Origin of the sequence: Burkholderia sp. S171, assembly GCF_009766085.1 — a bacterium.
In the GTDB taxonomy this organism is placed as follows: domain Bacteria; phylum Pseudomonadota; class Gammaproteobacteria; order Burkholderiales; family Burkholderiaceae; genus Caballeronia.
The window spans coordinates 108,733-135,388 of the sequence record NZ_LMUF01000030.1; the positions used below are offsets into that span (position 1 = coordinate 108,733).

Annotated in this window: 29 protein-coding genes and 1 other RNA gene; 12 read left to right on the top strand and 18 right to left on the bottom strand. The window is 61.1% G+C overall.

From position 1 onward, the window contains the following. Positions 1–161 precede the first annotated feature (161 nt). The 5 genes from GSQ93_RS14375 to lptF all read right to left on the bottom strand — a co-directional run bounded on the left by GSQ93_RS14375 (position 162) and on the right by lptF (position 4,826). Positions 162–1,478 carry a type II toxin-antitoxin system HipA family toxin gene (locus tag GSQ93_RS14375; RefSeq protein ID WP_158936353.1) on the bottom strand — a complete coding sequence of 439 codons (1,317 nt, stop codon included), beginning with the start codon at positions 1,476–1,478 and terminating at the stop codon, positions 162–164. After that, entirely contained in the window at positions 1,468–1,809 is a 342-nt protein-coding gene (locus GSQ93_RS14380; RefSeq protein WP_158936354.1) for a helix-turn-helix transcriptional regulator, read from the bottom strand. Before GSQ93_RS14380 ends, GSQ93_RS14375 begins: the two co-directional genes overlap by 11 nt. Positions 1,810–2,149: 340 nt before the next feature. Then, the gene (locus GSQ93_RS14385) at positions 2,150–2,521 is read right to left on the bottom strand and encodes a sirohydrochlorin chelatase (RefSeq protein WP_158936355.1); all 372 of its coding nucleotides are present in this window, start codon (positions 2,519–2,521) and stop codon (positions 2,150–2,152) included. 54 nt (positions 2,522–2,575) lie between these two features. Then, the gene (lptG, locus tag GSQ93_RS14390) at positions 2,576–3,724 is read right to left on the bottom strand and encodes an LPS export ABC transporter permease LptG (RefSeq protein ID WP_158936356.1); all 1,149 of its coding nucleotides are present in this window, start codon (positions 3,722–3,724) and stop codon (positions 2,576–2,578) included. A gap of 4 nt (positions 3,725–3,728) precedes the next feature. After that, on the bottom strand, positions 3,729–4,826 hold the full coding sequence (lptF, locus tag GSQ93_RS14395; protein WP_158936357.1) for an LPS export ABC transporter permease LptF: 1,098 nt from the start codon (positions 4,824–4,826) through the stop codon (positions 3,729–3,731). A gap of 230 nt (positions 4,827–5,056) precedes the next feature. On the opposite strand from lptF, the gene GSQ93_RS14400 reads away from it, so the two are divergent. From GSQ93_RS14400 to GSQ93_RS38510, 3 genes are all read left to right on the top strand, one after another. Further along, complete coding sequence (locus GSQ93_RS14400; RefSeq protein WP_158936358.1) at positions 5,057–6,568, top strand: leucyl aminopeptidase; 1,512 nt, start codon at positions 5,057–5,059, stop codon at positions 6,566–6,568. Positions 6,569–6,605: 37 nt separating this feature from the next. Next, positions 6,606–7,031 carry a DNA polymerase III subunit chi gene (locus GSQ93_RS14405; protein ID WP_158936359.1) on the top strand — a complete coding sequence of 142 codons (426 nt, stop codon included), beginning with the start codon at positions 6,606–6,608 and terminating at the stop codon, positions 7,029–7,031. A gap of 136 nt (positions 7,032–7,167) precedes the next feature. After that, positions 7,168–7,581 (top strand): DUF2486 family protein, encoded by a 414-nt coding sequence (locus tag GSQ93_RS38510; protein WP_301952058.1) that lies wholly within the window; start codon positions 7,168–7,170, stop codon positions 7,579–7,581. A 134-nt stretch (positions 7,582–7,715) separates the two neighbouring features. On the opposite strand, the gene ilvD is transcribed toward GSQ93_RS38510, so the two are convergent. Next, positions 7,716–9,389: a dihydroxy-acid dehydratase gene (gene ilvD, locus GSQ93_RS14415; protein ID WP_158936360.1), complete on the bottom strand. Its 1,674-nt coding sequence runs from the start codon at positions 9,387–9,389 to the stop codon at positions 7,716–7,718. Between the two features lie 106 nt (positions 9,390–9,495). Between ilvD and GSQ93_RS14420 the strand changes: the two genes are divergently transcribed. Both GSQ93_RS14420 and lgt read left to right on the top strand, forming a co-directional pair. Further along, positions 9,496–10,443: a LysR family transcriptional regulator gene (locus GSQ93_RS14420; protein ID WP_301952059.1), complete on the top strand. Its 948-nt coding sequence runs from the start codon at positions 9,496–9,498 to the stop codon at positions 10,441–10,443. Positions 10,444–10,464: 21 nt separating this feature from the next. Continuing rightward, entirely contained in the window at positions 10,465–11,370 is a 906-nt protein-coding gene (gene lgt, locus GSQ93_RS14425) for a prolipoprotein diacylglyceryl transferase (RefSeq protein WP_158936362.1), read from the top strand. A gap of 83 nt (positions 11,371–11,453) precedes the next feature. Here the strand turns inward: lgt and GSQ93_RS14430 are convergent, their stop codons facing one another. The 5 genes from GSQ93_RS14430 to GSQ93_RS14450 form a co-directional block, all read right to left on the bottom strand. Beyond that, positions 11,454–12,119, bottom strand: coding sequence for an SIMPL domain-containing protein (locus GSQ93_RS14430; protein ID WP_254073904.1), 666 nt, complete (start codon positions 12,117–12,119; stop codon positions 11,454–11,456). A gap of 156 nt (positions 12,120–12,275) precedes the next feature. Then, positions 12,276–12,734 (bottom strand): EVE domain-containing protein, encoded by a 459-nt coding sequence (locus GSQ93_RS14435; protein ID WP_158936364.1) that lies wholly within the window; start codon positions 12,732–12,734, stop codon positions 12,276–12,278. 163 nt (positions 12,735–12,897) lie between these two features. Continuing rightward, positions 12,898–13,079, bottom strand: a non-coding RNA gene (gene ssrS, locus GSQ93_RS14440) — 6S RNA. Between the two features lie 219 nt (positions 13,080–13,298). After that, the gene (locus tag GSQ93_RS14445; protein ID WP_158936365.1) at positions 13,299–13,613 is read right to left on the bottom strand and encodes a cell division protein ZapA; all 315 of its coding nucleotides are present in this window, start codon (positions 13,611–13,613) and stop codon (positions 13,299–13,301) included. After that, entirely contained in the window at positions 13,610–13,993 is a 384-nt protein-coding gene (locus tag GSQ93_RS14450) for an ATPase (protein WP_158936830.1), read from the bottom strand. Before GSQ93_RS14450 ends, GSQ93_RS14445 begins: the two co-directional genes overlap by 4 nt. 711 nt (positions 13,994–14,704) lie before the next feature. Between GSQ93_RS14450 and GSQ93_RS14455 the strand changes: the two genes are divergently transcribed. From GSQ93_RS14455 to cobC, 5 genes are read left to right on the top strand one after another with little or no spacing between them, the layout of a single operon-like run. Further along, positions 14,705–15,697, top strand: a complete 993-nt coding sequence (locus GSQ93_RS14455) for an iron ABC transporter permease (protein ID WP_158936366.1) — start codon at positions 14,705–14,707, stop codon at positions 15,695–15,697. Further along, the gene (locus GSQ93_RS14460; protein ID WP_158936367.1) at positions 15,694–16,479 is read left to right on the top strand and encodes an ABC transporter ATP-binding protein; all 786 of its coding nucleotides are present in this window, start codon (positions 15,694–15,696) and stop codon (positions 16,477–16,479) included. The genes GSQ93_RS14455 and GSQ93_RS14460 overlap by 4 nt, the downstream gene beginning before the upstream one ends. 8 nt (positions 16,480–16,487) lie before the next feature. After that, on the top strand, positions 16,488–17,537 hold the full coding sequence (cobT, locus tag GSQ93_RS14465) for a nicotinate-nucleotide--dimethylbenzimidazole phosphoribosyltransferase (RefSeq protein ID WP_158936368.1): 1,050 nt from the start codon (positions 16,488–16,490) through the stop codon (positions 17,535–17,537). Positions 17,538–17,544: 7 nt separating this feature from the next. Next, the gene (locus GSQ93_RS14470) at positions 17,545–18,306 is read left to right on the top strand and encodes an adenosylcobinamide-GDP ribazoletransferase (protein WP_158936369.1); all 762 of its coding nucleotides are present in this window, start codon (positions 17,545–17,547) and stop codon (positions 18,304–18,306) included. After that, positions 18,291–18,863 carry an alpha-ribazole phosphatase gene (gene cobC, locus GSQ93_RS14475; RefSeq protein WP_158936370.1) on the top strand — a complete coding sequence of 191 codons (573 nt, stop codon included), beginning with the start codon at positions 18,291–18,293 and terminating at the stop codon, positions 18,861–18,863. Before GSQ93_RS14470 ends, cobC begins: the two co-directional genes overlap by 16 nt. Positions 18,864–18,867: 4 nt before the next feature. Here the strand turns inward: cobC and GSQ93_RS14480 are convergent, their stop codons facing one another. From GSQ93_RS14480 to cobU, 4 genes are all read right to left on the bottom strand, one after another. Beyond that, the gene (locus GSQ93_RS14480) at positions 18,868–19,779 is read right to left on the bottom strand and encodes a cobalamin-binding protein (RefSeq protein WP_158936371.1); all 912 of its coding nucleotides are present in this window, start codon (positions 19,777–19,779) and stop codon (positions 18,868–18,870) included. 90 nt (positions 19,780–19,869) lie between these two features. Beyond that, on the bottom strand, positions 19,870–20,877 hold the full coding sequence (gene cobD, locus GSQ93_RS14485) for a threonine-phosphate decarboxylase CobD (protein WP_158936372.1): 1,008 nt from the start codon (positions 20,875–20,877) through the stop codon (positions 19,870–19,872). Then, positions 20,870–21,811 carry an adenosylcobinamide-phosphate synthase CbiB gene (cbiB, locus tag GSQ93_RS14490; RefSeq protein WP_158936373.1) on the bottom strand — a complete coding sequence of 314 codons (942 nt, stop codon included), beginning with the start codon at positions 21,809–21,811 and terminating at the stop codon, positions 20,870–20,872. Before cbiB ends, cobD begins: the two co-directional genes overlap by 8 nt. A gap of 1 nt (position 21,812) precedes the next feature. After that, positions 21,813–22,349 carry a bifunctional adenosylcobinamide kinase/adenosylcobinamide-phosphate guanylyltransferase gene (cobU, locus tag GSQ93_RS14495; RefSeq protein ID WP_158936374.1) on the bottom strand — a complete coding sequence of 179 codons (537 nt, stop codon included), beginning with the start codon at positions 22,347–22,349 and terminating at the stop codon, positions 21,813–21,815. A gap of 66 nt (positions 22,350–22,415) precedes the next feature. Here cobU and GSQ93_RS14500 point away from each other — a divergent pair, with 66 nt between their 5' ends. Further along, positions 22,416–23,900, top strand: a complete 1,485-nt coding sequence (locus tag GSQ93_RS14500) for a cobyric acid synthase (RefSeq protein ID WP_158936375.1) — start codon at positions 22,416–22,418, stop codon at positions 23,898–23,900. A gap of 107 nt (positions 23,901–24,007) precedes the next feature. Here GSQ93_RS14500 and GSQ93_RS14505 read toward each other — a convergent pair whose 3' ends face one another. Next, positions 24,008–24,427, bottom strand: coding sequence for a PaaI family thioesterase (locus tag GSQ93_RS14505; protein ID WP_158936376.1), 420 nt, complete (start codon positions 24,425–24,427; stop codon positions 24,008–24,010). 179 nt (positions 24,428–24,606) lie between these two features. Between GSQ93_RS14505 and GSQ93_RS14510 the strand changes: the two genes are divergently transcribed. Further along, entirely contained in the window at positions 24,607–25,233 is a 627-nt protein-coding gene (locus tag GSQ93_RS14510; protein WP_158936377.1) for a ParA family protein, read from the top strand. A gap of 111 nt (positions 25,234–25,344) precedes the next feature. Here the strand turns inward: GSQ93_RS14510 and panD are convergent, their stop codons facing one another. Together panD and panC are read right to left on the bottom strand one after the other, a co-directional pair. After that, entirely contained in the window at positions 25,345–25,731 is a 387-nt protein-coding gene (panD, locus tag GSQ93_RS14515; RefSeq protein ID WP_158936378.1) for an aspartate 1-decarboxylase, read from the bottom strand. Positions 25,732–25,753: 22 nt separating this feature from the next. Next, complete coding sequence (gene panC / locus GSQ93_RS14520; RefSeq protein ID WP_158936379.1) at positions 25,754–26,587, bottom strand: pantoate--beta-alanine ligase; 834 nt, start codon at positions 26,585–26,587, stop codon at positions 25,754–25,756. Positions 26,588–26,656 lie beyond the last annotated feature (69 nt).

Sequence of the window (26,656 nt, forward strand, 5' to 3'; positions counted from 1 at the left end):
CCGTGCCGTCCGCGCGAGTTCTTTAGATTAACGCCGCGTGTGATTCATCGTTTGAAAAACCCCGTGGGTCATTGGCCCACGGGGTTTTTTTACACCTGTGTCGTTTCCTGATGCCTGCGCAATTGCGTTCTCCAACGGCCCGTTCCGCAAGCGTTGAAGAACTACACCTTCTCCACCGCTTTTTCCACTTCTCGCAGCCCAATGGCCTGCGGCTTGCGAAACGCCGAGGCGATTTTGTCGCACTCGCTCTTGGGAACGCCGAACTCCTCGAAGTAAGTCCGCCACTCCCTCACAACCGCCGATAGTTGCTGGATGATTTCGACGGCTGCGTGTTTGAGCAGACCGAATCGGCCCGCCGCGGAGAGGGCGTTGTCGAGCGTCGCCAGCCGGCCCATCGCCGGCCCTACTCCGAGTACGAGGAAGCGCTCGGTGCCGACCTGCGGCTTCGGCACGACGTCGTAAAGGTCGCTCAGGCGCCAGCCTTTGTTTGCGCCGTCCCACACGAATGCATGATTGCGAAGATGGTCATCGTCGTTCGTCACGAGGATGTTGAAGACCATTCGCTTGAACAACTCGACCTTGTCGGCCGCAACATAACCCGTGGCGCCGCGTTCACCGAGCAGGTCCGCCAAGTCCGTGTAATTGGCCGACGCGGTATCGCTTTCATGCATCCTGAGCATGGTCAGTGCGCTTACAACGTGCCGTTTGCCGAACGAACCGCCGGACAACGGCACCCGGTCAAACCGTTCGATCAGCATGACGTCCCGCCCGTCGGCCAAGTGAATGGGCTTGGTCGCAGGAACGCGCATACCGCACTTGCGGGCGAGTTCAAGCGTTGCGCGCTCCACGACAGGAACGTTGAAACCGTCCCGGGCGACGGGGAATTTGGCGACCCATTGCCGTCCATCGTCCAGCAGCACAGCTTTGGGTCGAGCGCCGCCGAACGTCGCGCCGACGCTAAAGAGTAACTGAAGCTTTTTGGGTACCGGCTTGCCGTCCTGGATCATGGCGGCTGCGTCGAGCAAATAGGAGAGCTCTTTTGCATCCGGCAACTTGCCGGGTTCTGCCGGTGCGGTGGGGGAGTTCCTGAAATCCAGCGCGCCCGTCCGATGCGGGCCGGCATGAGCCAGATATTCGGTCTCGGGCAAACCGTCGGGTGCCGCCCTCAACATATTCTCAATCACGCGCCGGCCCCAGGAATCCGGGGCCGCGTCACGAATTGCGCCAAACAGCGCCAGTCCTGCAGGTGGCTGAAAGACCGTTTCTTTGGACTTCTTCGCCTCGTCCAGAGGCATGCTGACCGGATCCACGGCAGTGGCGTTTGCGCGCTGCAGATATTTGTTGCCATAGACGAAGGTCGACCCGACGGGCTTGATACCTTCTTCGAGTAGTTCGAGCTTACCGGCAGGGACCGCCTCGGCTGCGCCTTCGAGGGCGATGAAGACGTATTTGCTCCACGTCGTTGTATTAAAAATCATACTCGCCTGCCTTCGAAGCGGTCTTGCGTGGACGCACACGAGATTCCGTCTTGCGCCGCGCTTCGCCGACCACGTCGTTTTGTGGATTCGCGAGCGGCTGGAGCAATCCGAGGAGGCCGGCACGTTCGAACGCATGCAGCCACGACGAGAAACTGACCGAAACGTCGCCATTTTCTATGCGTATCAGCGTGCTGGGGCTGATGTTGGCGCGTTCGGAAAAATCCTTTCGTGTCATGTTGCGTGCGATCCGGGCGGCGGCGACCGCACGTCCCAGCCCAGTGGCTTGAAGTCCGAGTTCTGGGGAAGAAAAATCCTTGTTGTTGCGCTTCATTTTGTCGTATCTGACATATAAACCCACTTAATTGGTCAGTATAGACAAAATGCGGCAATCGTCAATATTTGATTTCAACGAAATTAGTCATATCTGATCAAATAAGTAACTTAATTGATCAGATATGACTAATTTTTCCTAATTGGAAGGTGTCTGATTGATCGTCTGCCCGCACCGGCGTTTGCCGAAGTTCACCCAGGGCTCCGTCTTCGGGTGCAGACGCAGTGGCGTTAGCCAAGAAAATCCTTCGAACAAAACAATGCCCCGGAAGTCCATGACTCGCGGGGCATTGTGGAAAACGGTCGTGCTTTCATCAGCGCGTTAGTGAGGGACGATAAATCTACCCAATCTGCCGAACGCAATATTCGGCGACCGCATTGAGTACCGCGTCGTCTTCACCGACCGCGGTTGCGCATTGGATGGTCAGCGATGGAAACATCACGCGGCATCGATCGAGCAATTCAGGCAGGTCGCGCCGTATATGGCCCCCCTGACCGAAGAACACGGGCACGACGGTGAGTGCGTCACACCCATCCGCCGCCAGGCGTTCGATAGCCGTCGGTAAATCGGGGGTCATCAGTTCAAGAAACGCCAGCGATACGGGCTCGCTGCGCATTGCGCGCAGCTTCGTGGCGAGCCGTTCAAAAGGCTCGGCCCAGCGTGGATCGCGTGCGCCGTGGCCAAACAAGATCATGCCGTGCCTGCTGCTCATCGCGTCCTCCGCAGTCTTAAAGCGCCGATACCCAAAGCCCTGACGCCCAAAGCCCTAATGCCGGTCCACCCACCGCAACCCGATCAAGCCGACGATCAGATATGCCAGCGCCGGCGCTGCGGCCGTTAATGGCGCGGGCCAAGTGTTCAGCGTACCGATGTGTGAAAACAGCGTGTTGACCAGCTGGAAGCTCATGCCGATCATGATGCCGCCGAACACCTTTACACCAACCACGCCGGCGCGCGTATGCAGGTACGCGAATGGCAGCGACAGCACCAACATTACGAGCACTGCGAGGGGATACAAGATCTTGCGCCAGAACGCGATCTGATACCGCTGAGTGTCCTGATGATTCTCCGTCAAATGCTGAATGTAGCTGAACAGGTTGAACATCGACATCCGGTCCGGCGACACCAGCAGCACCGACAAAATCTGCGGCGTGAGTTCAGAGCGCAGCGAATATTCGGGCAGGGTGATCTGTTTCGCGCGATACACCGGATTAAGCGCGTCGCCGGGATTCACAGCTTGCGGCGGTGCGTCGATGAGCTCGGTGTCCGTTACGTCGGTGAGCTTCCAGTGACCTGGTGGCTGGAACACGCCGCTTTTAGCGATCCGCACGTTCGTCAGCCGGAACAGCGAATCGAATTCGTAGATGCGCACGTTCGCAATGGTCGTATCCGGATTCAGCGTGCCCACGTTCACAAAGCGCGTGACCTGTTCGCCGTCCGCGCGCGCGGTCAGCGTGTCTTTCACCCAGACGCCTGATTCGAAGTTCATGGACACCGACGATCCCAGCGCCTCGAGCCGCACTTTCTCGGAGAGCTGGTCGGAGTAGGGGCCGACCACTTCGCCGATTACATACGTGAGCAATACCATGGGTATGCCGATCTTGAGCAGCGAGCGCAGCGCCTTGCCGGTGGACAATCCGGACACGCGGAAAATGGTGAACTCTGACGCGGCGGCCATTTGCGCGAACACGTAGATGGCCGCGATCAGCGCGGCAACCGGGATGATTTCGTAGAAGCGCGACGGTGTCTGCAAGGCTACGCGCAGCACGGCGAGCCCGAACTTATAGTTGCCGTGCCCGACGGTGTTCAGTTCATTGATCAGGTCAAAGAAGAAGAACAGGCCCGAGAACGCAAACAAGATGAAGATGAACGCGAGATAGATCTGACGCGCGAAATACCGTTCGTAAATGCGCATTGCGTCAGGCCCCCTTCGAGCGCATGAACGCCGACAGCTTGAAGAGCGGGCGATTGCGTATGCGCAGCCAGAAGATGAACGCGACCATGACCGAGACGATTATGTGCAGCCCCACCAGCCCGACAACAAACGACACCCGGCCTTGCTCGATCCACGACTGAACCACGTTCAGCAGGTTGGAATACGTCAGATAGATCAGCACTGCCATCACGAGATTGATTGTGCGACTGCGTCGCGGATTCTGGTAAGAGAGCGGAATGGCAAGCAGCATCAGGTTGATCGCGATCAGCGGCAAACCCGCGCGCCACGCAATTTCGGCAAGGTTGTCGCGAGTGGGATCGGCCAGCAATTCATTCGTGTACATGCCGGTCGTGGTCGGCGTGTTCACGAACTGCTGGCTTTGGATTTTCACGCCGTAGCGCTCGAATTCCATGATCCGGAAGTTCGGCTGGCCCGGAATGCCGTCATAGCGACGGCCGTTTTCCAGCACCACGAAACGGTCTCCATTGGCGTGCGTTTCCGTGTGCCCGTTCTTCGATACCACCACGTTGACCTTGCCGCCTTCCGTGCTCGTCACGAACACGTTCTGCACGTGTCCCTGATCCGGCGACATTTTTTCGATAAAAAACACGCGGTGGCTGGTCTGCGATTCACGGAACTGCCCCGGCGCGAGCAGCGAGACTTCGTCGCGTTGCTGGAACCGTGCCTTGATCAGCTTGCTTTGCAAATTCGACCAAGGCCAGACCACGAATGCAAAAAATACGATGGCGATGATGATCGGCGTGGAGAAGAGCGCGACCGGTTTGATCAGCGCCGTTTGACTGACGCCCGACGCGAGCCACACGACCATCTCCGAGTCGCGGTACCAGCGCGTCAGCACGAAGAGGATGGACACGAACAGGGTCACGATCATGATCACGGCAAGATAGCCGATGACGGTAAGGCCGATCAGCACGACGACGTCGCGCGGATCGACTTGCCCCGATGCTGCAAAGCCGACGATGCGGATCATCATCGTGGTCAGCATGATCGTGAGCAGAACCATGAATACGGCACCGGCCGTATACGCGAGTTCACGCTGAAGGGAGCGTTCGAAGATCATTGATTGTCAGGTGGAAACCGGCGGCGACGAGGCGGTTGGATTATGTGCGGTCCGCGGTTGGATCCACGCTTGGACCACACGCCATGACAAACGTGCCGATTGAACGAGTCGAACGAGTCATGAGCGAGACATTCAATCCGGGTATCGCTGCCCGCGACCGCCTCGGAAAAAAATAGCGGATAATTGCGGCTTTCATCCTTCAGCCCAGATTTTATCCGAGGATAAGCGCGATGGACTTTAGCATAAAAGCCTGTGATTGGAGCAAAGGCTCGGCAAATGGTTTCCTTAACGGAAAGGCCGATGTAGTGGTGCTCGGAGTGTTCGAAGCGCAGACGTTGACGGGTGCAGCCCGCGAGATGGATTTGGCCACCAAGGGACTGCTCACGCGCACGGTGAAAGCCGGCGACATGAGCGGCAAGGCTGGTTCCACGCTGATGTTGACCGAAGTGACGGGGATTGGCGCGTCACGGATTTTGCTGGTCGGCCTTGGCAAGCAGGACGCTTTCAATCAGAAGGCCTACACGGAAGCCGCACGTGCCGCATGGCGCGCGCTGCTTGCCACGAAGATCGCGAACGTGGCGTTCACGCTCGCCCAACTGCCGGTGCCCGAGCGCACCAGCGACTGGGGTGTGCGCTGCGCCATCCTTGCACTGCGCGAGTTGACCTACAAGTTCACGCAGATGAAAAGCAAGCCGGAAAACGGCGATCGCGCGTTGAAGAAAGTGGTGTTCAGCACTGATGCCGTCGACGAAAAAGCCGCGAAGCTCGCGGTGAAACACGCCACGGCGCTCGCCAACGGCATGGACCTGACACGCGATCTTGGCAACTTGCCGCCGAACGTCTGCACGCCCACGTATCTCGGCCACACCGCGAAAAAGCTGGGCAAGGAATTCAAGCTGAAGGTCGAAGTGCTCGGCCAGAAGCAGATCGAAGCGCTGGGCATGGGTTCGTTCTTGTCGATCGCGAAAGGCTCAATCGAACCGCCTGCGTTCATCGTGATGCATCACCAGGGCGCGGGTGCGAAGGCCGCTCCGGTCGTGCTGGTCGGCAAGGGCATCACGTTCGACACCGGTGGTATCTCCATCAAGCCGGGCGAAGGCATGGACGAGATGAAGTACGACATGCTCGGCGCCGGCTCGGTGTTCGGCACCATGCGCGCAATCGCGGAAATGGGGCTGAAGCTCAACGTGATCGGTGTGGTTCCGACCTGCGAGAACATGCCGGCCGGCAACGCGGTGAAGCCGGGTGACATTGTCACGTCCATGTCCGGCACGACTATCGAAGTGTTGAATACGGATGCGGAAGGCCGCCTGATTCTCTGCGACGCGCTGACTTACGTGGAACGCTTCAAACCCGCGGCGGTGATCGATATCGCCACGCTCACGGGCGCGTGCGTCGTGGCGCTTGGTCATCACAACACGGCTTTGTTCTCGAAGGACGACGCGTTGGCGGGCGAGTTGCTGGACGCATCGAAGGAAGCTATCGATCCGACTTGGCGCATGCCGCTCGACGACGAATATCAGGACCTGCTGAAGTCGAATTTCGCCGATGTCGCGAACATTGGCGGGCGGCCGGGCGGCGCGATTACCGCGGCGTGTTTCCTGTCGCGATTCGCGCAGAACTATCCGTGGGCTCACCTCGACATCGCGGGGACGGCATGGAAAAGCGGTGCGGCAAAGGGCGCAACCGGTCGTCCGGTGGCCTTGCTCACGCAGTTCCTCGTCGATCGCGCGGGCCAATGAGCGTGATTGGACGAAGCGCAAGCGTGGAGGCGTGGGCATGACGCGTATCGATTTCCATTCGAATGTGGGGGATTCGATCGCGTATGCCTGCCGCCTCGTGCGCAAGGCTTACCTGAGCGGCCAGCCGTTGATCGTGCTGGCCGAACCCGAGCGGCTGAAGCAGTTCGACGAGCAATTGTGGACGTTCAAGCCGCTCGAGTTCGTGCCGCATTGCATGGCGGACAGCGCGCTGGCGGCTGACACGCCGGTGTTGCTGACTGCGTCGCTGGAAGCGCTGGAGCAGAATCTGCAACACCAGATCCTGCTGAACCTTGGCGCAACCGTGCCGCCGCAGTTCGCGCGGTTTGAACGCTTGCTGGAAGTGGTTGGCAACGAGGAGCAGGAACTCGTGGCTGGGCGCGACCGGTATAGGTTCTATCGTGATCGGGGCTATGTGCTCAACAACTACAAGCAGGGCAGCTGAGCGCACCGCGCAGTCGCAGTGTGCGGCGGCCACGCGGTATGATCCCAAAAACGCCCGCCGTTAGCCCGCAGTCGGCCTGCCATCAGGTTGCCATCAGGGTTACCAACAGCCTGCCATCAAGAGACGGAGTCCACTCGTGCCCATCACCACCGCGCCCGATACGGCTGAAACACCCGAAAACTTCGATTCCTCCATTCCCGTGCTGACTGATGTCATCGCGCCGGGCCGGCCGGATCGCGCCCGTGTTGCGCCGCGTGCGCCGGAGCCGGTGTTGTCGCCGGCGGCTGTACCATCGCGCGAAGAGCTTGCACACGGCACGGATCGCGACGCCGATGTGATCGCAGACAGGCTGCGCGGGCGCTTTACGCACTTCTTGACAGGCGATGGCCGCGCGTTGATCGAGGAACGTTGCAGGGAGTCGTTGCAGGAGCATTCCACTTGGCTGGTCAGCCAGATTACGCGGGAGGTTGCATTGGCGCTGGAAACCGAGTTGACGCAATGGGTGCGCGAGGCGGTGGCGGACGAGTTGGAACGGCGAGCGCGTCAGTAAGAAGGGGTTTTCTAGCGGCCGGCGCCGAGCCCGGCCCGGCGCAGCGGCAATCCGGCATTAAATCCGGCATCAATCCTGCCGGTGCAGCAGGACCTGAAACGGTCCTGCTGCACCAAGCGAAAAACAGCTAACAATTAACCCGTTACCGCGCCTTTATTCGCCGGCAACGCGAGCGCAGCATACTTGGCCAGCACGCCACGCGTATAACGTGGCGCAGGCTGCGTCCACTCTCCGCGACGGCGCTCGATCTCGGCGTCATCCACGTTCAGTTGCAACAGCAGCTTGTGGGCGTCGATGGTGATCGAATCCCCTTCCTTGATGAACGCGATCGTGCCGCCCATATAGGCTTCCGGGGCCACGTGACCCACCACCATGCCCCACGTGCCGCCGGAGAAGCGGCCATCGGTAATCAGGCCCACCGATTCACCCAGCCCCTGGCCGATGATCGCTGAAGTAGGCGCCAGCATTTCCGGCATGCCCGGACCGCCCTTCGGACCGAGATAACGCAACACGACAATATCGCCGGCCTTGATCTGACCCGCCACGATCGCGGTCATGGCGCTTTGCTCGTCCTCGAACACGCGTGCCGGGCCGGTGATGACCGGATTCTTCAGGCCGGTGATCTTCGCCACGGCGCCGTCCGGTGCCAGGTTGCCCTTCAGGATGGCGAGGTGGCCTTCGTCGTACAGCGCTTTGTTGATCGGGAAAATCACGTCTTGGTCAGCGCGTGGCTTCGAAGGCACGTCCTTCAATTCTTCCGCGATGGTCTTGCCCGTGATCGTGATGCAATCGCCGTGCAGCATGCCCGCGTCGAGCAAGATCTTCAGCACTTGCGGAATCCCGCCGGCCTTGTGCAGATCGGTCGCCACGTACTGGCCCGACGGCTTCAGGTTGCAGATCACCGGCACTTTCTTGCGCATGCGCTCGAAGTCGTCAATGCTCCATTCCACTTCCGCCGCGTGGGCGATAGCCAGGTAGTGCAGCACGGCATTGGTCGAGCCGCCGGTCGCCATGATCAGCGCGACCGCGTTTTCAATCGACTTCTTCGTGATGATGTCGCGCGGCTTGAGGTCGGCCTTGACCGCTTCGACCAGCACACGCGCCGATTCCGCCGCGGAGGTGACCTTTTCTTCGTCGGGGTTCGCCATCGTCGATGAATACATCAGCGACATGCCGAGCGCCTCGAACGATGAGCTCATGGTGTTGGCCGTGTACATGCCGCCGCACGAACCGCTCGACGGGCAGGCGTTTTTCTCGATGCCGTCGAAATCTTCCTTCGACATGCGTCCAGCCGAGAATTCGCCCACGGCTTCGAACGAAGACACGATGGTCAGGTCCACGCCCTTCCAGTTGCCCGGACGGATCGTGCCGCCGTACACGTAGATGCCCGGCACGTTCATGCGCGCGAGGCCGATCATGCCGCCGGGCATGTTCTTGTCGCAGCCGCCGATCACGACCACGCCGTCCATCCACTGGCCTTGCACGGCCGTTTCAATACAGTCGGCGATCACTTCGCGTGACACGAGCGAGTACTTCATGCCTTCGGTGCCCATCGACATGCCGTCCGAGATGGTCGGCGTGCCGAAAATCTGCGGATTCGCGTCCGATTTACGGATCGATTCGATAGCGGCATCGGCGAGCTTTTGCAGGCCCGAGTTGCACGGCGTGATGGTGGAATGACCGTTGGCGATGCCGATCATCGGCTTGTCGAAATCTTCTTCCTTGTAGCCAAGGGCGTAATACATCGAGCGATTCGGGGAACGCGCGATGCCCTGCGTGATGTTTTTCGAGCGGCGATTGAAGGCCATGTGGGGGCTCCTTGAGGATATTTTTGTCTGGTTGCGAAAGGATGAAGCTTGCGCGAACGCGTGTCCAATATATTATTCAGGGTCTACTAAGTCGCGGAACATATCAGTGGAAACGCGGAACATCGATCTCAGATTGTTGCGGTATTTTGTGACGGTTGCCGAGGAAATGCACTTCGGACGGGCCGCAGGGCGGCTCGCGATGACCCAGCCGCCGTTGTCGCAGGCCATCCGGGCGCTGGAGGACATGCTCGGCGTGGCGCTGTTTGTACGGACGAAGCGCTCCGTCGAGCTGACGCCCGTGGGGAAGGACTTGCTGCCGGAGGTGCGGCGCCTGCTCGGGGCTGCGGATGCGTTGAGACCGCTCGCCCAGTCGCTTGCGCGGGGCGAGGCGGGGGTTCTGTCTCTTGCGTTCGTTTCCACCGCCGATTACGGCCTCTTGCCGCTGCTGCTGCGCGATTTCGGCGCCCGTTATCCTGGGGTCCGGCTGCAACTCGTGGAAGCGACCAGCGACGTCCAGGTGGAGGAACTGGTGGCAGGCCGCATCGATGCCGGGCTCGTCATTCCCCCGCTGCCGCCGCGCCACGCCGTCGCGCTGTCGTATTTGCCGATCGCGCGCGAGCCGTTGGTCATCGCCATGTCGAGCGACGCCGCGGCGGAGCTCGGGCAGGGCGCCGAAGAGTGGTCGGAGACGCCTGTCAGCCTTCACCAACTCGCCGATGCCCCGCTCGTCGTCTTTCCACGGCGTCTCGCGCCCGATTTCTATGACATGATCATGGGTTGCTACGGCGCGGCTGGCCTGATGCCACGTATCGGCCAGGAGGCCATCCAGATGCAGACCATTGTCAGTTTGGTGTCGGCTGGCATGGGTGTCGCGCTCGTGCCGCAGTCGCTGCGTCATCTGCGCAGGACCGGAGTGGTGTATCGTCCGTTGCTCGAATCGGGGCCGGTGGTTGAGACCGGACTCGTGTGGCGCGCGGCGGAGGTCAGCCCGGTGCTCGCCGGTTTTATCGATATAGTGCGCACTCATGCGGCCACCGTGCCAGCGTTGCCGTGACCCCAACACGTAAATAGAAACATGCTCATTCACCCCAATTTCGATCCCATCGCGCTTCATCTCGGTCCGCTCGCTGTGCGCTGGTATGGCCTCATGTATCTGCTGGCGTTTATCCAGTGCATTGTGATTGGCCGTTTGCGGCTGCGCTTGCCGTACGTCGCGGCGCAAGGGTGGACGACGAAAGACATAGACGACATCCTGTTCTACGGGGTGCTCGGCACAATTCTCGGCGGCCGGCTTGGCTATGTGCTGTTCTACAAGTCGAGTTTCTACTTCGCGAACCCGCTCGATATCTTCAAGGTCTGGGAAGGCGGCATGTCCTTCCATGGCGGCATGATCGGCGTGACGCTCGCCATGGTGATCTTCGCGTGGCAAAGAAAGCGGACCTGGCTGCAAGTCACTGACTTTGTCGCGCCGCTGGTCCCGCTCGGGCTGGCCGCCGGGCGCTTCGGCAACTTCATCAACGGCGAGTTGTGGGGCCGTGTGACCAATCCGAACGCGCCGTGGGCCATGCTGTTCCAGAACGCATCCCCCGATGACGCCATCTGGCTGCGCAACCATCCGCAGCAGGCTGCGCAGTGGCATTTGAATGAGATCTTCGAGCGGTATCAGATGCTGCCGCGGCATCCGTCGCAGTTGTACGAGATTGCGCTGGAAGGGTTCGCGCTGTTTATCGTGATGTGGCTGATGTCGCGCAAGCAGCGGCCGGTGGGCGCGATTTCGGCGGTGTTTTTGATCGGTTATGGCCTCGCGCGCTTCACGGTTGAGTTCGCGCGTGAACCCGATGATTATCTCGGTCTGCTGGCCATGAATCTGTCGATGGGCCAATGGCTTTCACTGCCCATGATCATTGGCGGAATCGGCCTGCTGATCTGGTCGTATCGACGTGGTCGCGCGGTGCCTTCAGAGTCCGCGAAGCTTTCCTGAACGAGAGCTCAGTCTTTGCATGGCACAAAAAAGCCTCGCACGCAGCGAGGCTTTTTTTGTATCGCGAGCCCTGAACTGAGCGCTTAACGGTTCATCTGTACCGAACCGGACACGTTCACGGTCACCGTCGAGGTGCCTCCTTCCAGCGCCATGGGTGCCGACATCTTTGCGTCCGCGCCCATGTTGCGTGCAGCCATCATCATGACCGGACGCGGCGACGACCCGTTATGACCGATATTCACTTCGCGGATCGCATAACCGCTATAGCCGAACGCCTGGGCTGAACTCTGTGCCTGCTGCTTGAACGAAGCAATAGCCTGCGTCGACAGTTTCTGTTCCGCTGCGCGCTGCGCTTCCGGCGAGAGCGAGAACGTCACGCTGCCCACTTGCATCGAATCGCTCATCTTGCCTGCCAGCTTGGACGCGGCGGCGAAGTCCTTGGACTCCAGCACGACTTCCGTGCGGCCGCGCCATGCAGAGATGCGGCCATCGCGGTCCGTGGACGGATAAACGGTGAACGAACCACTGTGCGCCGTGACGTTATCGACACCCTTCGCCTGGCGCAGCGCGGCGTCCGCGCGTTGATTGAGCACCGACGTCAGCGAGGCCGGATCTTGCGCTTCCTGCTCATAGAACAGCGTGATGTCGACCACGTCCTGGGGCACGTCGGCGCTCGCTTGTGCCGCAAGCGACAACACGCCCGACGGCTGTGCCTGAATGATGTTTTGCGCAAAGGCGCCCGGTGCCATCGCAACGCCTGCAAGCAGCACAAGGGCTGCTAGTGTGGAAGTGGTGTTTTTCTTTGTCATCGTCTAACTCCGTAAGCATGAGTGCACGTCATGTGACGCGAAGCTTAGGCGCTTCTCATGCACGCGAAGTTCCCTTCAACGAGGTTACAGGCGGTGTTACAAGAGGTGTTCGGTGATAAAGCGCCATTGCGCTTCGGTGACCGGCGTGATCGACAGCCGATTGCCTCTTGCAAGTATTTGCATATCGGCGAGTTCAGCATGATCGCGCAACGTGGCGAGGGGAATAAGCGGCGTCTTTCTCACGAAGTGGACGTCGACAAGTACCCAGCGCGGCTTTTCCGCCGATGACTTGGGATCGTAGTAGTGGCTGGTGGAATCGAATTGAGTGGGGTCGGGATAAGCGGCCGACGACACCTTCGCAATGCCTGCGATTCCCGGTTGCGGACAGCTCGAGTGATAGAACAGCACGCCGTCGCCAATCTGCATGCCGTCGCGCATGAAATTGCGTGCCTGATAATTCCGCACGCCGGTCCAGGGGAGGGTTTTTTTCGGAGCGTGGGCGAGATGGTCGATGCTCGCTTCGTTCGGTTCCGACTTCATCAGCCAGTAGTGCATGAATGTCTTCCATGGAGAAAGGTGCTGTGCAAAGAAGCATGCACGATGCAGGATTCACAATGCAAAAGAAAACGGCGCCGGAGAAACTCCAGCGCCGCTAGTCCATTCAGTCAACTCAACCGCTTGCAAGCATGCGTACACACAAACACGCATACCGCTAAAAAAGGTCCCCGCCCAAGCCGCTAGGCCGGCATCCTGAACCTGGGTTCAAGATTGGTCGCAGTAAGCAGCACCTTGGGCTCATCAGACAGAGTGACGCGCTCGCCAGTGCTACAAGGTCCCACAACCGTGCACAATGGCATTGGTTCAAGGAATATATGACCTTGGCAAACCAGGCAGGGAGCAGTCACTTTACACCAATCGACGAGACGATGCAGCACTGATCCAGGAAAACTTCATGGTGATCGATGAATTTGTTAAATGCTGCAAGACATGGCGTTAAACACGGAATCGTGCCAACGCTCCGGCAACAAAATAACACCCGCACATTAGCTCGCGCGTCAAGCATTTAAAGCAAATTCCAGCCACTGCACACAGTTACCAACGCAGCAAAAATGCGGGGAACTACTGCGCTTCGTATTGTGAAATCACGACGCCCAATTGCTCGTTCATTTGATGCATGGTGCGGCGGATTTCTTCGGCCGGAAAGGCTTCGCCGTGACGCACGCTGTTTTGCAGCTTGAGCAATTCCGACGCAAGCGACAACGCCGCCATTACCGCGATCCGATCCGTGCCGCGCACGCTGCTTGCGCTTCGCACTTTCGACATTTCCGCATCTACGCGCGCTACCGCTTCACGTAACGCGCCTTCAGTTTCCGGCGAACACGCGAGCCGGTACGGCGCACCGAGAATGGATACTTCGATCTGTTTCGTCGTCATGCCTTTTCTCCGTGATGGTGTGATTCTTCATGCAACGCACCGTGCGCCGAGTCGGCGGTATCCGGTTCGATGCCGCCATCGGGAGGCAAAAGGGCAAGCTGGTTATCCGGCTCCGGTGCAGCTTTCGCACGCGGCAATTTTTCGAGAATCGCGTTGAGGCGAATCTGCGCGTCGTCGATCTTGGCCGACAGCGAGTCACGCTCCGCCACCAGTGCGTCGCGTTCTTCGCGCATGGCCGCAAGTTCGCCCTGCGTGTTGACATGGTCGGCGCGCAACTGTTCGAGTTGCTGGGCCAACGCATCATGAGCTTGATGATGGCGTTCGCTGATCTTGATCAGCCGGCCGATATTCAGTGACAGTGATTCGAGTTCGTTGAGCATGTGCTGCGTCCTCTTAAGACCTCGCATTTTAGCGCGCTTCTCCGGCGCTTCAGAAATTTGGTTCGTTTCCAGACGTAACAGCAATTGGTCTTCAAAGCATGGGCGCGGCCCTTTATTTGTAGGGGGAAACGTCTTACACGGATTCGTTCTCCCGTTCATTCAGGCGTGCGAGCGTTCTTCGGAATATCGCGCGGGAGCCTATAAAACAGGGGTAAATCGAATAATCGAACCACGCCACGGATGGTCTGTACGGCCGCCTTGTCCTGCTTTCTTGACGGGTCATTGTGCCGCTCTTAAACTGCCGCCACCTTGGTGCTCGGGCGTGAATGCCAGCGCGCAGCCAAGCGAGGAGCTGGGCGCCGCGTCAACCCGGACGAGCCAGCCTGCGCTGCCCCCGCAACGGTAAGCGACTCCCACGCAAGTTGCAAGCTGGTCCTGGCACGCGTCGTCCGACAGATTTCACCACTCGAAATGGCGTCCGGCCGCAACCGCAGCGGTCATCCGCCGTGCTTCAACCTTCGACGGTCTGTACTATCCGTTCAGCGGCAATCCGTTGGTCGCCCCAAGCGTTGCCGTTCCGTGGGCCGGCGCGCTTATCCATAACCTCGACAACCTTTTCAACAAGGACCCGTAGCTTGCGCACTCGTACAACACGCCGCGTCGCGACGCCTCCATCACGCCTGGCCCACACCCGCAGTGAACGTTAAGCGCATGAACGCCCAGCGCGCTTTCATGGTCTGGACCGGGCTTGCTCTGGCCGCGCTTGCTGTGTTCGTGGCGTCGCTGGCGCTGGGGAGTATTGCCGTGTCACCGCTGCGGGTAATGCAGGCGCTTGCGTCCCGGTCGACTGAGGTGATCGATGAAATCGTGCTCAGTCTGCGCCTGCCGCGCGCGCTCGGCGGCTTTGCTGCGGGTGCCTTGCTTGGCATGGCGGGCGCATTGCTGCAGGTCCTGCTGCGCAATCCTTTGGCCGAACCGTATGTGCTCGGCGTATCGGGTGGCGCAGCCGCGTTCGCGCTCGCCGCGATGTTGTTCTCCCTGTCGTGGTGGAGCGTCGACGTTGCCGCTTTCGCGGGCGCGTTCTTATCGATACTGCTTGTGCTCGGCCTCGCCCGGCGCGAGTTGTGGCGTGGGGAACCGCAGGACACATCGCCGAGATTACTGCTCACCGGCGCGGTGATCGCGGCGGCGTGGGGCGCGTTGATCACGCTCATGCTCGCTGTCGCGCCCGAGAACCGCTTGCGCGGCATGGTGTTCTGGCTGACCGGCGACCTGAATGGCGTCGCTATGCCGTGGACCGCTTTGATCGCGCTGGCGATTGCGGTGATCGCGATCGTGCCGGCCGCGCCCCAGCTCAACGTCTTGCTGCGTGGCGACGTAGCAGCCGAGGCGCTCGGCGTGCGCGTCGTGCAGTTGAGACTACGTATATATCTGGTGGCGTCGCTGGCGGCAGCCGCTGCGGTGACGACGGCCGGGACCATCGGCTTTATCGGGCTCGTGGTGCCGCATGTGTTGCGGCTCGCATTCGGCAACGATCAACGCATGCTGCTGCCTGCATCGGCGCTGGCTGGCGGCCTGGCTGTGATGGGAGCGGACCTGATCGCGCGCACGGTGATCGCGCCGGCGCAGTTGCCGGTGGGCGTTATCACCGCGCTGATCGGCGTGCCGGTGTTCTTGTGGATGCTCCTCAGGCGCGCGCCATGAACGGTCTTCAGATCACTCAACTTACGCTGCGGGTAGGAAAACGCGTGTTGATCAGCGACCTCACGCAGACCTTCGCGCCCGGCGAAATGTGGTGCATTGCCGGGCCGAACGGCGCGGGCAAGACGACGCTGATTGCAGCGATGGCGGGAATGTCGAAGACGGCATCGAATGCGATTTCACTCGATGGAAAAGCGTTAAACGCCTGGGGCGCGACAGAGCTAGCCCGCCGCCGCGCGTTGATGCCGCAAGCCACGCACGATGCATTCAGCGCCGCCGTACTCGACACCGTCATGCTCAACCGCTTTCCGCATCTCACCGGCTGGGGTTGGGAAAGCGACGCGGACCGCGCGGCTGCGAACGCGGCGCTGGATATGCTCGGCCTCGCTGAGTTCGCTTCACGCGATGTCTTGTCACTCTCAGGCGGCGAACGTCAACGCGTGGCGCTGGCCGCGACCTTGTGCCAGGATGCGCCGCTATTATTGCTCGATGAACCGCTCGCGCATCTCGACGTGCATCATCAGATCGATTGCCTTGAAGCGTTGAGCCGCTGGGTGAGTTCGAAACAACGCAGCGTGATTTTCTCGTGTCACGATCTGAACCTTGCCCGGCGTTTCGCCACGCACGCTTTACTGCTCGACGGCGCCGGCCACACGCATGCCGGTCCTGTCCGCGATGTCCTCACGCCCGAGCGTGCCGGCGCCGCGTTCGGTTATCCGCTTACCCTGATCCAGCAGGACGGTCACGAGGCGCTCGTGCCCGTGATGCGTTCAAAACAACCATGAACAACACTATGAACGACACACTTCCCCGTCCTGAACCGCTCGATCGATCGATGGCGGCCGAACTGCAACATGTGATCGATACGAAGACAAAACCGCCAGGCAGTCTTGGCCGGCTCGAATCGCTTGGGCTGCAAATCGGGCTGATCCAGCGGACTTTGAAGCCATGTATCGAGCGGCCGGCGATCATTGTTTTTGCGGGCGATCACGGTATTGCGGCCGAAGGCGTGAGTCCGTTCCCGCAGGAAGTGACGGTGCAGATGGTCGCGAATTTCATCGCGGGCGGGGCGGCGATCAATGCGTTGTCGAAGGCTGCGGGCATGACGCTCGAAGTGGTGGACGCGGGTGTGGCGAGCGCGTCGCCAGCGGCGGCAGGGTTCGTCGATGCAGCGATCCGGCGCGGCGGTACGCGCAACTTCGCGCACGAACCGGCGATGACCCACGACGAAGTGTTGCAAGCCATCGAGCGTGGGGCTGCGCGCGTGCGTTGTCACGCGGCGCTCGGAACCAACGTGATTGGCTTCGGCGAGATGGGGATAGCGAATACATCGGCGGCGGCCTGCCTGATGAGCCGGCTCTGCAATGTCGAGATCGACGCGTGCGTGGGACGTGGCACCGGACTCGATGACGCCGGCTTGAACCACAAGCGCGATGTGCTCGCTGCGGCTTTAAAGAAACACGCTGCATCGACTGATCCGATCGAGACACTGGCCATCTTCGGCGGCTTTGAAATCGCGATGATCGTAGGCGCTTTCCTCGCGGCGGCGGAAGCGCGCATGACGATTCTCGTCGATGGTTTTATCGTGACGTCGGCGTTGCTTGTGGCTCACGCACTTAATCCGGCGGTCCTTGATTACTGCGTGTTCGCGCATGCATCGGACGAAACAGGGCACCGGCGCATGCTGGAGCATCTCAACGCGGCGCCGTTGCTGCAGCTTGGATTGCGTCTCGGCGAAGGGACCGGCGCCGCGCTCGCATTACCGTTGTTGCGCGCGGCGGTGGCGTTTATCAATGAAATGGCGAGCTTCGAATCCGCTGGTGTGTCCGACAAGGCCGTGTGATCTTGTCATGAACCGGCCATCGCAGGAACTCCGCTATTTCTTCACTGCGCTCGGGTATTTCACTCGCGTGCCGGTACCGCGTTGGGTCGGTTTCGAAGCGCATTATCTGAATGCGGCGGCGCGTTATTTTCCGTTGATCGGCGCGCTGGTTGGCGGGCTTGGCGCGGTCGTTTATCTCGCTGCAATTCAAGTGTTTCCGGCAGGCGTGGCCGTGTTGTTGTCGATGGCCGCAACGCTGCTTGTGACCGGCGCATTCCACGAAGATGGCCTCGCCGATTGCGCCGATGCCTTCGGCGGCGGGTACACCCGCGAGGATGTCCTGCGCATCATGCACGACTCGCGGATCGGCGCATTCGGGGCGATTGCGTTGATCGTTGCGCTCGCGCTGAAGTGGCAGACATTGGGCTCGATGCTGCCGTTGCGCGCAGCGTGGATGATCGTCGCGGCGCATGCGGCAAGCCGCACGTTCGCCATCAGCTATCTTTGCACGCTCGACTATGTACGCGCCGAAGGCAAGGCGAAACCGGTCGCGCAGAAGATGAGCGCGAGCGCGTTTCTGTTAGCTGCCTTGTTTGGATTGCCGTGGCTTTTCTGGCCCGACTGGCGGCTTGGATGCGTGATGATCGTGGCGCTCGGCGTGTTGCGTTTTGCCATGGGGCGATACTTCGTCAAGCGTATCGGCGGTTATACCGGCGACTGCCTGGGCTTTGCGCAGCAGATTTTTGAACTGGCAATCTACCTGATTGGACTCGGATGGATCTCGTCCTGATTCGGCATCCGGCTGTGGGTATTGACGCCGGGATTTGTTATGGCCGCACTGATGTCCCGCTGCTCTGCGATGCAGTCGATTCGGCGCGTTCGCTGGAGGAGCGTTTGCGGCTGCTAAAAGTGCCGGCGGTTGAAGGTGTCTGGCACACAAGTCCGTTGAGCCGATGCCACCTTTTGGCCGAAGCACTCGGCACCATTCAAGCAGATCCACGATTGCAGGAACTCGATTTCGGCGCATGGGAAGGGCAGCGATGGGACGGCCTTGATCGCGCGATGCTCGATGCCTGGGCAAAGGATCTTGAACACGCCCGCGAGCATGGCGGCGAGAGTGTCGCGCAGTTCGCCGAGCGGGTAGTGGGTTGGGCCGATTCGGTTTTTGCAGCCGATACCACCGGCCCGATTCATGCCGTGACGCACGCCGGCGTCATACGCGTATTGACGGCTCATTTACTCGGCGTTTCGCGCGCGAACGCGATTCAATGGCCGCTGGATTTCGGCGCGATCGTCTGGTTGAAACGCGTGCGTGATGAGTGGCTGCTCGTCCGCTGGAACGCCTGAAGCTTTACTTCGGACGCCGCGTTCGGGCTGCTTCCAGGTCTTCACACAACGTAGCCGCTCCGAGCGCAAGACGCGGTGTTGGCCGGTTAATCAGATCGCCGTCGATACCAAACAGATTGCCGCGCGCAACCGCCTTTATCGACGGCCATTTGCGCCACGCATCCAGCGACGTCAACGCATGTTCCGAACTCGTCGCACCCGGCGTCGCTGTCACGATGGCTTCGGGATCGGCGGCGAGCACGGCTTCGGTCGAGATGGTGGGCACCAGCGGTTTAAGATCGGTGAACACGTTGTGGCCGCCGCATAAATCGATCACTTCGCTGATGATGTGCGTCCCGTTGAGCGTCATCAGCGGGTCGTCCCAGACCTGATAAAACACGCTCACTGGCGGCCGGTTCGAATAACGCGTCCGCAAACCGGCGATATCTTGACGGAACGCGTTCGACGCCTTGTTCGCCTCAGCCGATGTCCCGAGCAGGACGCCGAGTTTATCGATGGTGAGAGGGATATCGTCCAGCCTGTGAGGCTCGCTGAAAAACAGCGGCACATGCAGCTCGCGCAATCGGTCGATTTGCCGCATCGCATTGCCGTGACGCCAGACGACGATCAGGTCGGGTTTCATCGCGACGATGCGTTCGAGGTCCAGCGATTTGTTATCGCCCACGCGAGGGATGGCTTTGGCTTGCGGCGGGTAGTCGCTATAGCTGACCGCACCGACCACGCCCGCACCGCCGCCCGCGGCGAACAGGAGTTCGGTGACGTGCGGCGCAAGACTCACGATGCGCTGTGCGGGGGCGGCGAGGGTGACGGTGGCGCCAGTGTCGTCGGTGACAGTGAGGGTTTCGGCGCGGGCTGGGGCCGATGCGAAAATCGCAGCAGCGATAAAGCTCAGCGTGAGGAAGTGGCGCAGGGTCATGAGGTGTGTCGGTTCGGGTGCTACGATCTAAGCACGACTACGCGCGTTTTTTTGGGGATCGTGGTGGGTGAATCGCCTTAAAAGAAAGGCTCAGCGGATCGCATTGACGGCGGCGTTAAACGCCTCCGCAAACCGCGCCCATTCCTCTTCCGATCCTGTCAAACCAATTCGCAAACTTGGCGACGCGCCGTGCTCGAAGAGCCGTGTCCAGATTCCGCGCGTGGCCAAAGCATGCTGCAGTGCCTTCGCTTTGTCGGTCTCGAACCATACAAAAAGCGGTGTTGCATGGGGATCGAAACCTTGTTTGCGGATTAACGCTGCGAGCCTTGCACTGTGGCGAGTTAACGTAGCGCGAGTATCTGCTTGCCATGAAAGATCATTGAATGCGGCCTGCACCGCGTGTCGTGCCGGACCGTTCACCGTCCACGCACCGAGTGCTTCCGAAAGCGCATCGCGCAGGGGTGCCGCCGCGAGCACAAACCCCGCGCGAATCCCGGCCAGCCCATAAAACTTGCCGACCGAGCGCAGCACGACCAACCCTGCGCGCTCACTCTCCGATGCCAACGAGAAAGCCGCATCGCCGTAGGCATCGGCGAACGCTTCGTCGACGATCAACGTGCCACCGCGCGCGGCCAGTTGCTCGTGCCACCGCAGCAGCACTTCGCGCCCGATACGTTCGGTCGTCGGATTGTTAGGATTCGCAACGATCACATGATCAACGCCATTCTCTAAATCGCCCGATGCAACATCAAGACCGACGATCCGATGCCCCGCCCGCTCAAACGCCGGACCGTACTCACCGTAGGTCAACGGCGCAACGGCCGCGACGCCGCGCTTCAACACGCCCGGAAGCGCACGAATCGCAGCCTGACTGCCCGCAACCGGCAGCGCCCCCGGCGCGCCATAGTGCCGCGCTGCAAGCTCGGCCAGGCCATCGGCGTCTTCGGGCAAGCGGCGCCATGCGTCCATTGGCACGGGCGGGACGGGATACGCCCGCGGATTGATCCCCGTCGATAAATCCAGCCAGTCGCCCAGCGCGATTCCGTATCGATGCGCAGCTTCCCGTAGATTCCCGCCATGCCGGATGGGATCAACCATGAAACCCCACACCCGTGAAAGCCAGCACCAGCAGCACCGCGAGCCAGAGCATCGTCGTACGTTCGACCAGCCGCAGCGCCGCCACCACGTGCCGCGGCGAGGCGGTCATTCCAAACCCGAGCACGGGCCGCGTTTCCAGCGTCCCGTTATAGATCGCCGGGCCGCCGAGCAGCACGTTCAGGCTTCCCGCGCCCGCCGCCATCACGGGCCCCGCGTTCGGACTGTCCCACAGCGGTGCCTGCGTGCGCCAGCAGCGCCACGCCGTGCGGGTGTCGCCCATCAGGGCGTAGCTCGCGGCCGTGAGCCGCGCGGGCACGAAGTTCAGGACATCGTCGAAACGGGCGGCGGCCCAGCCGAAGCGCAAATAGCGCGGCGTCCGGTAACCCCACATCGCGTCGAGGGTGTTGGCGAGGCGGAACATCAGCGCCCCCGGTCCGCCCGCGATGACGAACCAGAACAGCGCGCCGAAAATTGCGTCGTTGCCGTTTTCCAGTGCGGATTCCACGGCGGCGCGGGACAGCGCGGCTTCATCGGCGTTGCTGGTGTCGCGCGATACGATCCGCGCCGTGAGCTTTCGCGCGGCGGGCAGATCGCCGAGCCCGAGCGCGCGGGCGATCGGCGCGATGTGATCCCGCAGGCTTTTAGCGCCCAGTGAGAACCACAGCAGCGCGACATGCACGGCGCATGCGGCGGCGAACGGCAGCGCGCTCACGAGAATCCAGCTCACTATTACCGGCGGCACGACGGCCAGCAGCCACGCGAGAATGCCCGCCGGCCGCGCCCGGAAACCCGTATTCATCTTTGCTTCGATACGCGTGGCAAGCCGCCCGAACGCGACCAGCGGATGCCGTGTGTTTGGCTCGCCGAAGATCCGGTCGATCACGACGCCCGCAATGGCGAGCATCGCCGTGACGTAAAAGGAGAGCAGCAGCATGTCAGCCTTTGAGTACGAGCGGCAGGCCGGCAACCATCATGGTCACCTGCGTGCTCGCGGCGGCGACGCGCTGGTTGAGCCGGCCGAGTTCATCGACGTAAAGGCGCGTCACCGATCCCATTGGCACCACGCCCAAGCCGATCTCGTTGCTCACTATGATTACCTTGCCGCGCACGTTTGAAAGCGCGGCGTCGAAGTCGCTGAAGGCTTGCAGCGGCGGGCCGTCGGGCACGCTGACATCGGCGGGGAACAGCAGGTTGGCGAGCCATAACGTCAGGCAGTCGATCAGCACGACGTGACCTTCGCGATCCAGTTCGCGCAGCACGCCGCCCAGATCGAGCGGTGCTTCGACAATCGCCCAATGCGCCGGCCGGCGTTCGCGATGCTGCTCCACGCGCGCGGCAAATTCGGCATCGCCAATACGCGCCGTCGCCACGTAGGTGACGGGCAAGCCGCTGTCGGCGGCCAGCCGTTCGGCAAACGCGCTCTTGCCCGAGCGCGCGCCGCCGAGAATGAAGGTAAGGTCGGGTGAAGTCATCGCAATATTGTACCGGCGGGCGCTACCATAGCGGCTTCCCAGAGAAACGATGGCGACGGAAACCCCATGCAATTTGCACCGCGCGGCACGCTGATGATCCAGGGCACGACCTCCGATGCCGGCAAGAGCACGCTGGTAGCAGGCTTGTGCCGGCTCGCGCGGCGCGGCGGCGTAAGGGTAGCGCCGTTCAAGCCGCAGAACATGGCGCTAAATAGCGCGGTGACCGTGGACGGCGGAGAGATTGGCCGCGCTCAGGCGCTGCAGGCAATTGCGGCGGGCGCGGACGCGGAAATCGACTTTAATCCGGTGCTGCTCAAGCCGACCAGCGATCGCGGCGCGCAAGTGATCATCCACGGTCACGCGCATGCCAATCTGGATGCCCGCGCGTATCACGCGTACAAAACCATCGCCTTCGAGGCCGTTCTCGCCTCGTACGCCCGGCTTCAGCAGCGTTTTGACGCGATTATCGTGGAAGGGGCGGGAAGCCCGGCCGAGGTGAACCTGCGGGACCGCGATATCGCCAATATGGGGTTCGCCGAGCGCGTGGATTGCCCGGTGGTGTTGGTCGCGGATATCGACCGGGGAGGCGTGTTCGCCCATTTGCTGGGGACGCTGGCGTGTTTATCGGAGACCGAAAGAGCGCGGATTCGCGGCTTCGTGATCAACCGTTTTCGTGGCGATATCAGTTTGCTGCAGCCCGGTCTCGACTGGCTTGAAGCGCAGACCGGCAAGCCAGTGCTCGGCGTAGTGCCTTATTTGCATGGCCTGACGCTGGACGCCGAGGACATGCTGCCGAGCCAGTTGCACACGCGGGGCGTGGCCGGCGGCGAGGTGCTGAAGGTGATCGTGCCGGCGTTGCCGCGCATCAGCAATCACACGGATTTCGATGCGTTGCGGGCACACCCGCAGGTGGATTTCTCTTACGTGCGCGCGGGAGTAGCGCCGCCGCCAGCCGATCTGATCGTGCTGCCGGGGTCGAAAAGCGTGCAGCGGGATCTGGCGTGGTTACGTGAAAACGGCTGGGATCGCGCGATCGAGCGGCATCTCCGATACGGCGGCAAGGTACTGGGTATTTGCGGCGGCATGCAGATGCTCGGCCGCACGGTGGATGACCCGCAGGGGTTCGAAGGGCCAGCGGGCTGTGTGAACGGCCTGGGGCTGCTAGATCTCGACACCACGCTCACTGCGGACAAGTTGCTCGACAACGTGACCGGCCGGTTGACCTTAAGCGCTGGCCTCAACCCAGCGCCCGTGCGGGGCTACGAGATACACATGGGCCGCACGACGGGCGCAGCGCTCGCCCGGCCGGCCGTGATGCTCGACGGCGAGCGTCCTGACGGCGCAATTTCCGCCGATAACCAGATCGCCGCGACCTATCTGCACGGCATCTTCGATACCCCGGAAGCTTGCGCGGCGCTGCTCGAATGGTCGGGTTTGCGCGATGCCGAGGCGCTCGATTACCCGGCGCTGCGGGAGGCCTCGCTGGACCGTCTCGCCGATACGCTTGGGCAAGCGCTGGATCTTGACGCCATCGGTTCGATGTTCGCCTGAAGGCGGCTGGGCAGGGCGACAACAACGGCCGGGTACACCATACCTACCCGGTAGAAGCGCCAAGCCCACGTTTGCCGCACGCTCAAGCCTGCTTCCCCGGCACAGCTTCAATACAAAATCAGCTGCGTGCATCGAAACAACGCGATAGTTTTACCCTCGCCATTCGTCACGATCGCGTCCCATACATGCGTGCTGCGGCCCAGATGGACCGCTGTCGCCTTGGCCGTGATGACCCCGTTGCGCGCCGTGCCTAGGTGGTTGCTCTTCAGTTCAACGGTCGTGAAATTCTTCGCGCCCTCGGGCAGATGGGCGATGCAGGCGTAGCCGCAGCAGGTATCGGCGAGGCCTACCACGGTCGCCGCATGCAGGAAGCCGTTCGGCGCAAGCACCTCGGGCCGAACGGTCAGTTTGCCGGTCAGCGTGCCGCTTTCCAGCGATACGAGTTCCACGCCAAGCAATTCCGGCAGGCAGCCGCGCTGGCGTTCCCGCAGGGAGTCAAGGGTAATTTCTGGGCGTAGTGTGGCCATGTTGCGGAGTCCTTGAAGTTAACGTTGAAGTTGAAGTTGAGCGGCGTTGTCGACGCGCATGGATTGAAATAGGCAAATCCGATAGTATCAACGGCTCGAACTTTTCACTTAATGCAGCGCTTACAGCACGCCGGGGATGTCGGGCGTCGAGCGCGGCCGACAACGCGTGGATTGAACCTATGACGGTGATCGTGGTGGCGAATCCGAAGGGCGGCGTGGGCAAGAGCACGCTGTCTACGAATCTGGCGGGTTATTTTGCGGCGAACGGCGAGTGGGTCGCGCTCGCGGACCTGGACAAGCAGCAGTCGGCCCATGGCTGGCTGGGCTTGCGCCCGGACACGCTGCCGAAAATAGAAGAATGGAAAACCGATGTCGATGCGCCGTCGAAGCCGCCGAAAGGTCTTGAGAAGGCGGTTATCGACACGCCTGCCGGGATTCACGGCACCCGTCTTGCGCTGGCGCTGGAACTGGCGGACAAGGTGATCGTGCCGTTGCAGCCGTCCATGTTCGATATTCTCGCCACGCAGGAATTTCTCGTTCGGCTGCAAAAAGAGAAGGCGATCCGCAAGGGCACGATCGAAGTCGGCGTGGTGGGTATGCGGGTGGATGCGCGGACGAAATCAGCGGATCAACTGCATCGGTTCGTGGAAGGGCTTGATCTGCCGGTGCTGGGTTTTATCCGCGATACACAGAACTACGTGCAGGTCGCGGCGCACGGGCTCACCATCTGGGACGTTGCCAAAAGCCGGGTGGAGAAGGATATCGAGCAGTGGCAGCCGATTATTGAATGGGTGTCGAAGAAGTAGCCGTACAAGTAGAAGCAGGCGACGCTCCGGCCATGAAAAAACGCCGGTTGGCTTCATTTCCATGAAGCCAACCGGCGTTTTTTTGCGTTTTCGCAGCGGACTCAACCCGATTCAGGTCCAGTTTTGCGTCGGCACGTGGTCGCGGTTTCCCTTGATACGGTTCTTTTCGTCGACGAACACGAGATCCGGCTTCCAGCCCGCCTTCAGTTCCGCTTCTTCGACCAGCGCGAACGCCGCAATGATCACCAGGTCGCCCAGTTGCGCCCGGCGTGCCGCCGATCCATTCAGCGAAATCATGCCGCTGCCGCGCTCGCCCTTGATGGCATAGGTCGTCAGGCGCTCGCCGTTGTTCACGTTCCAGATATCGATCTGCTCGTTTTCGACCAGATTCGCGGCTTCCAGCAAATCCTCGTCGATGGCGCACGAGCCTTCGTAATGCAATTCGCAATGTGTGACCGTGGCGCGGTGAATCTTCGATTTCAAAAGCGTTCGCTGCATGCGTCTCTCTCTAAATTTTCGCTCAAATTTCCAGATTATCGATCAAGCGCGTGTTGCCCAGCTTGGCGGCGGCCAGCACGACGAGCGGGGTCGCGGTATCGGCCGGGCCGGGCGGCAGCAAGTCCACACGCCTTCTCACCGCGATGTAATCGGGCTGCCAGCCACGCTGCGCCAACGATTCCACGGCTTCTTTTTCTATCGATGCAAAGTCGCGATTGCCGGCCAGCACCGCATCGCGTACGCGATTCAGCGCTTTTGCCAAAACCGGCGCTTCGGCGCGCTCGGCCGTTTGCAGGAAGCGATTGCGCGAGCTGAGCGCCAGGCCGTCGGCGTCGCGCACGGTTTCAGCCGCGATGATCTCGGTGGGCAGCGCAAACTGATGGCACATCTGCCGCACGATCATCAGCTGTTGATAGTCCTTCTTGCCGAAGACGGCCACGCGCGGCTGCACGCACGACATCAGCTTCATCACGACCGTACACACGCCCTGGAAGAAACCCGGCCGGAATTCGCCTTCCAGGATGTCGCCCAGATTGGTTGGCGGATGAACCCGGTATTGCTGCGGCTCCGGATAAAGGTCGGCTTCGGTCGGCGCGAACAGCACGTACACGTTCTCGGACTGCAGCTTTTCGATGTCGTCTTGCAGCGTGCGCGGATATTTATCGAAATCTTCGTTCGGTCCGAACTGCAACCGGTTCACGAAAATGCTGGCAACCACCGGGTCGCCATGCTGGCGCGCCAGCCGCATGAGCGACAGGTGGCCTTCGTGCAGGTTGCCCATGGTCGGTACAAAGGCGGTTCGGTTCTGGCCGCGCAACTGGTCGCGCAGTTCATGGATCGAGCTGATGACTTTCATCTAGCAGGTGTCTCCTGGCGGGCAGCTTTGAAAACGCTGCTCCAAGGGGAAAGAAAGGGGAAGGGCGCT